This is a genomic window from Erwinia sp. V71 (assembly GCF_965644245.1).
GTDB lineage: Bacteria > Pseudomonadota > Gammaproteobacteria > Enterobacterales > Enterobacteriaceae > Erwinia.
Genome location: NZ_CBFFRK010000186.1, coordinates 1 through 5,274, shown reverse-complemented (window position 1 = coordinate 5,274; position 5,274 = coordinate 1). Strand labels below are relative to the sequence as shown.

The 5,274-nt window shown below is 54.7% G+C and carries 6 protein-coding genes; 4 read left to right on the top strand and 2 right to left on the bottom strand.

Annotation, left to right across the window (positions count from 1 at the left end):
• The first annotated feature begins 410 nt into the window (after positions 1-410).
• Positions 411-1,712 carry a diguanylate cyclase domain-containing protein gene (locus ACSZO1_RS21600; protein WP_437616329.1) on the top strand — a complete coding sequence of 434 codons (1,302 nt, stop codon included), beginning with the start codon at positions 411-413 and terminating at the stop codon, positions 1,710-1,712.
• 11 nt (positions 1,713-1,723) lie between these two features.
• Here ACSZO1_RS21600 and soxS read toward each other — a convergent pair whose 3' ends face one another.
• On the bottom strand, positions 1,724-2,149 hold the full coding sequence (soxS, locus tag ACSZO1_RS21595; RefSeq protein ID WP_437616327.1) for a superoxide response transcriptional regulator SoxS: 426 nt from the start codon (positions 2,147-2,149) through the stop codon (positions 1,724-1,726).
• Positions 2,150-2,238: 89 nt separating this feature from the next.
• Between soxS and soxR the strand changes: the two genes are divergently transcribed.
• From soxR to ACSZO1_RS21580, 3 genes are all read left to right on the top strand, one after another.
• Entirely contained in the window at positions 2,239-2,721 is a 483-nt protein-coding gene (gene soxR / locus ACSZO1_RS21590) for a redox-sensitive transcriptional activator SoxR (protein ID WP_437616325.1), read from the top strand.
• A gap of 31 nt (positions 2,722-2,752) precedes the next feature.
• Positions 2,753-3,418 (top strand): glutathione S-transferase family protein, encoded by a 666-nt coding sequence (locus tag ACSZO1_RS21585; RefSeq protein WP_437616323.1) that lies wholly within the window; start codon positions 2,753-2,755, stop codon positions 3,416-3,418.
• A 189-nt stretch (positions 3,419-3,607) separates the two neighbouring features.
• Positions 3,608-4,957 carry an NCS2 family permease gene (locus tag ACSZO1_RS21580; protein WP_437616321.1) on the top strand — a complete coding sequence of 450 codons (1,350 nt, stop codon included), beginning with the start codon at positions 3,608-3,610 and terminating at the stop codon, positions 4,955-4,957.
• Between the two features lie 125 nt (positions 4,958-5,082).
• Here the strand turns inward: ACSZO1_RS21580 and ACSZO1_RS21575 are convergent.
• On the bottom strand, positions 5,083-5,274 hold a 192-nt coding region (locus ACSZO1_RS21575), incomplete at its 5' end, for a hypothetical protein (protein ID WP_437616320.1).

The window sequence follows — 5,274 nt, the reverse complement described above, 5'->3', positions numbered from 1 at the left end:
GGTTCTTTGTTCATTTACCATACGATGACAGGACGAAAAAATGGTTCCCATCGAATTAATCGCACCTTCCTTATGTTGTTTACCCGCAACATGTTTTCCACCAGCGGAGGAACTCTCCTGTGACCATCCCTTTGCGACGCTCATCAAGCCTGACAGATAACTGAAGGCCACAACCCTGAGCCGCAGTCTGTTGATACTGTGCCTCATCGTCTGAAGACCCATTCAGTCAATATGATTCTGCCCTGACGCGGGGGAGTGCCCGGTAATAAAGCCGGAGCCGTTATAGCGTGCTGTTTGTGGTGTATCACCACAGCCCAATACGGGTGGCAGCGAGTCAGATGATATTGTCAGAGGGTCATCGCCAGTGAAGTTACGCGCGCAGCGATTGGCGCGATAAGCAGGGCAGGATCATGGTTAGACGCAATCCACAGGTCAGTTATGTGGTTGAACCACATCGACGCGCACTTCCCACGTTGCGCAAATCGTTACAGCGGATTCATGTGCTGATTATTCTGGTTTCGTTTGTGATTTCTGGAATGTCACTGTCACTGTTGTCGCTGTTTGCCCTGCGCTATTACGCCGAAAACAATCTGCAACTGGTGGCTTCGACCATCAGTTACAGCGCGCAATCGGCAGTGAATGCCAATGACGCCGGTGCGGCTAAAGATGTGCTGCAGGTGCTCGGGGCGCAGGGGCAGTTTGCCGAGGGCAAAATTTATAATGCCCGCCGGGAACTGCTCTCCAGCTGGCGCTCACCCAATGTACAGATCGAAAATGGCGTGGATGCCATGATTGCTGGCTGGCTGTTTCCTCACCCGGTGAGTCTGCCGGTGGTGGCCAATCAGCATGAAGTGGGTCGCGTGTGGATCACCGGTGACGCCAGCGTCATTATCCAGTTTATCTGGCGCGCATTAGGCTGGCTGACAGGCAGTTTGCTGATCACGGCGCTGATTGCTTTTTATCTCTCCCATCGTATGCATGCGGGAATTATTCAGGGGTTGCGCAGTATTGCTTCCGTTGCGCACGACGTGCGTAAACGCCGGGCGTTCTCGCAGCGCGTACCTTCTTCGGAGATTGCTGAGTTGAACAAGTTAAGTATGGATTTCAATGGCCTGCTGGATGAACTGGCCGAATGGCAGCACCATATTACGCGCGAGAATGCCTCGCTTGCTCATCAGGCGGCACATGACGCGCTGACCGGTCTGCCGAATCGCGCGCACTTTGAACGTGAATTAGCGCAGCGTTTTGACCAGGCTGAAACGCGCGCCACGCTCGCGGTACTGTTTATTGATGGTGACCGCTTTAAACAGATTAATGACACCTGGGGGCATGCCGCTGGCGACAGTGTGCTGAGTGCGACTGCCGAACGGTTGCGGGCACATCTGCGTCGCGGCGATCTGGTCGCACGTTTTGGCGGTGATGAGTTCGCCATCATGCTGGCTGATGTGGCATCGGGCGAGCAGGCGGCGCAGGTCGCGCGTCATATTATGACGGCGATGGAAAAACCGATTCGTTTGCCGCAGGGCGAGCAGGTACAGCAGTCGCTGAGTATTGGTATCGCGGTGGCGAACCGCCACAGCTCACCTGAAGCCCTGCTGGCGCAGGCCGATGCGGCGATGTATCACATTAAGGAATTAGGCGGCGGCTGGTACTTCTCGCCAACCTGCTGGGAAACGGGCGCACCACGTCCCGAACAGAAAAGAGCCCACTGATGCCGCCCGGCTTAGCTGAGCGGGCAGTATTCGCCGTGAGCACGTGGGTAAACACCCATATAGTGCTCGCTACAGTCAAACTGCCAGTTGCCCTGACGCTGCATATTCTTTCTGCGCATGGTGTGGCGGTACGCCGTAGGCGTCTGGTCAAACTGGCGGCGAAAGACACGGGAAAACGTCTGCTGCGAGTCATAGCCATACTGCATTGCAATATCAAACACCGGGCGCTGCGTGCTGGTCAGCGCTTCGGCCGCCAGAGTTAACCGCCGCTCACGAATGTATTCGCCCAACGTTTGTTTCGTCACTGAACGGAACATACGTTGCAGGTGCCACTTCGAATAGCCCGATTTTGCCGCCACGTCATCTATCGACAGTGTCTTATCTAAATTCTGTTCAATCCAGTCAGTCAGTGTATGAATAATGTCGTTATGCATCATGACCTCATTCCTTCATTTAAGATTTTGATTGCGCTGTTCAGTTGCGGATGGAGTATAATTCCTCAAGTTAACTTGAGGTAAAGCGCAAAATGAAAAAAGAACGCAAGTACCAGAAAGCGGTGCTGACGCCCGGTGAAGTGGCGAAGCGCAGCGGCGTGGCGGTCTCTGCGCTGCACTTTTATGAGACGAAAGGATTAATCTCCAGTACGCGTAACGGCGGTAATCAGCGGCGCTATAACCGTGATGTGCTGCGCCGGGTGGCAATCATTAAGATTGCCCAGCGTATTGGTATTCCGCTGGCGACCATTGGCGAAAGCATGATGGATTCACCGCCCGATAAACGCATTTCGATGCAGGCCTGGGCCGAAATGACTCAGCAGTGGCGTGAGGAGCTGGACCGGCGTATTCAGACGCTGACCCGGCTGCGCGATCAGCTGGATGGCTGTATCGGCTGTGGTTGTCTGTCGATGCGTGACTGCCCGCTGCGTAACCCGGATGACCGTCTGTCACAGCAGGGTACAGGTGCGATTCTGCTGGAATCTGGCATTGAAAAGGACGCTGACGAGCTATAATGAGTGACCTTCTCTGACTAAAGGTCCACTCATGATCACGGTTCATCATCTGGATAACTCTCGCTCCCAGCGCATTCTGTGGCTGCTGGAAGAACTCGAAGTGCCGTATCAAATTAAACGCTATCAGCGTGAAGGCACGCTGCTGGCGCCGGAAGCATTGAAGAAAGTGCATCCGCTGGGTAAGTCACCGGTGATTACCGATGAAAACCGGGTGGTTGCCGAGTCGGGTGCCATTCTGGAATACCTCAGTACCAAATATGACCATGAATATCGCCTGCAACTGACGGATGCGGATGAAATCATCGCGTCGCGCTACTGGCTGCACTACGCGGAAGGTTCGCTGATGCCATTACTGGTGATGTCACTGATTTTTGGCCGCATGGGTAAACCGCCGGTGCCGTGGCTGCTCAGGCCGTTTGGTGCGATGCTGGGGAAAGGGGTGCAGAAGGGGTTTCTGAATAAGCAGATTGCCCGCCATCAGCAGTTTATTGAGCAGCATCTGGCCAGCCATCCGTGGTTTGCCGGTCAGCATTTCAGCATTGCCGATGTTCAGATGAGTTTCCCGTTACTGGCGATGGCGAAACGGGGTGCGTTGCAACAACTGCCACACAGCCAGGCATGGCTGGAAAAAGTTCAGGCGCGCCCTGCCTGGCGACGTGGGGTACAGCAGGGCGGTGAGTTGCAACTGTCAGACTGATATTGCGCAAAAATAGTGTTAAAAGACGCGTATCGCGGCAAACAGCAGTTGAAAATGCGGTGATAAAGGCAGGATAATCGTTTGCCTTTTTTACAGCCGCAGAAGTAAACGTTTGCGTCGCCGTTCAGTGGTTCACCGGTGCTAATTCCGGGAAAAATAACTCATAAAAAATCTTAGGGGATATTCTCTATGTCGACTCCTTCACGTCAGGCAGGTGGCTCGCTCGACGCCTGGTTTAAAATCTCTGCGCGCGGCAGCAGCGTGCGTCAGGAGGTGATTGCTGGTCTCACCACCTTCCTCGCCATGGTTTACTCGGTGATTGTGGTGCCGGGCATGCTCGGTAAAGCCGGTTTCCCGCCGACGGCGGTATTTGTTTCCACCTGTCTGGTGGCGGCATTTGGCTCGATCATTATGGGCCTGTGGGCGAATCTGCCGATGGCGATTGGCTGTGCTATCTCGCTGACCGCGTTTACCGCTTTCAGCCTGGTGCTGGGTCAGCAGATTAGCGTGCCAGTGGCGCTGGGTGCGGTATTCCTGATGGGGGTGCTGTTTACCATTATTTCTGCGACCGGTATTCGTGCGTGGATCCTGCGTAACCTGCCGATGGGCGTGGCGCATGGTACGGGCGTCGGTATCGGCCTGTTCCTGCTGTTAATCGCGGCAGATGGCGTGGGTCTGGTGGTGAAGAACCCGGCTCCTGGTCTGCCAGTGGCGCTGGGCAACTTTGCCTCTTTCCCGGTCTTGCTGTCGCTGATCGGTCTGGCGGTGATTTTCGGTCTGGAGAAACTGCACGTTCCAGGCGGCATCCTGCTGACAATTATCGCCATTTCTATTATCGGTCTGATTTTTGACCCGACGGTGCAGTTCCACGGTCTGTTCGCGATGCCAAGCCTGAGCGATGCCAGTGGCAATTCGCTGGTGTTCAGCCTTGATATTTTAGGCGCACTGCAACCGGCGGTTCTGCCAAGCGTGCTGGCGCTGGTGATGACGGCGGTGTTTGACGCCACCGGCACCATCCGTGCCGTCGCAGGTCAGGCGAATCTGCTGGATAAAGACGGTCAGATTATCAATGGCGGCAAAGCGCTGACCACCGACTCCGTGAGCAGCATGTTTGCCGGTCTGGTGGGTTCTTCTCCGGCAGCAGTGTATATCGAGTCAGCCGCGGGTACGGCGGCGGGTGGCAAAACCGGTCTGACCGCGCTGGTGGTGGGATTACTGTTCCTGCTGATTCTGTTTATGTCTCCGCTGGCGTATCTGGTGCCCGCTTACGCGACAGCACCTGCGCTGATGTATGTTGGTCTGCTGATGCTGAGCAATGTGTCGAAAATTGATTTCGATGATTTTGTTGATGCCATGTCTGGCCTGCTGGCGGCGGTATTTATCGTGCTGACCTGCAATATCGTGACCGGTATTATGCTTGGTTTCGCGTCACTGGTGATTGGCCGTATCGTGGCCGGTGAGTGGCGTAAACTGAATGCTGGCACCGTGGTGATCGCGGTGGCGCTGGTTGCCTTCTATGTCGGTGGCTGGGCGATCTAACTCTGCTATGGGGGGAAAGGATTCCCCCTTCAGGACATCACACTGTCCATCTGCGCTTTTCTTCCAGAATCTTCCTTAATTACCTGAAACGCACGTCCTGTTTTCAAGCCATTGCTGCTTTTGTTTTACAATCCCTCAGAGCACGTTGTTCCCGTGCCGTACTGCTCACGCCTGTTGGAAGAAGAGGCTATAAGGAAAACATGGAAATCTTTTTTACGATTCTGATTATGACACTGGTGGTAGGCGGATTCAAGTTCGAAGTGCAACGCTAAGCCGCCTGTCTTAACTCTGCAAAGACCACTGAAGGCTGCCGGAAC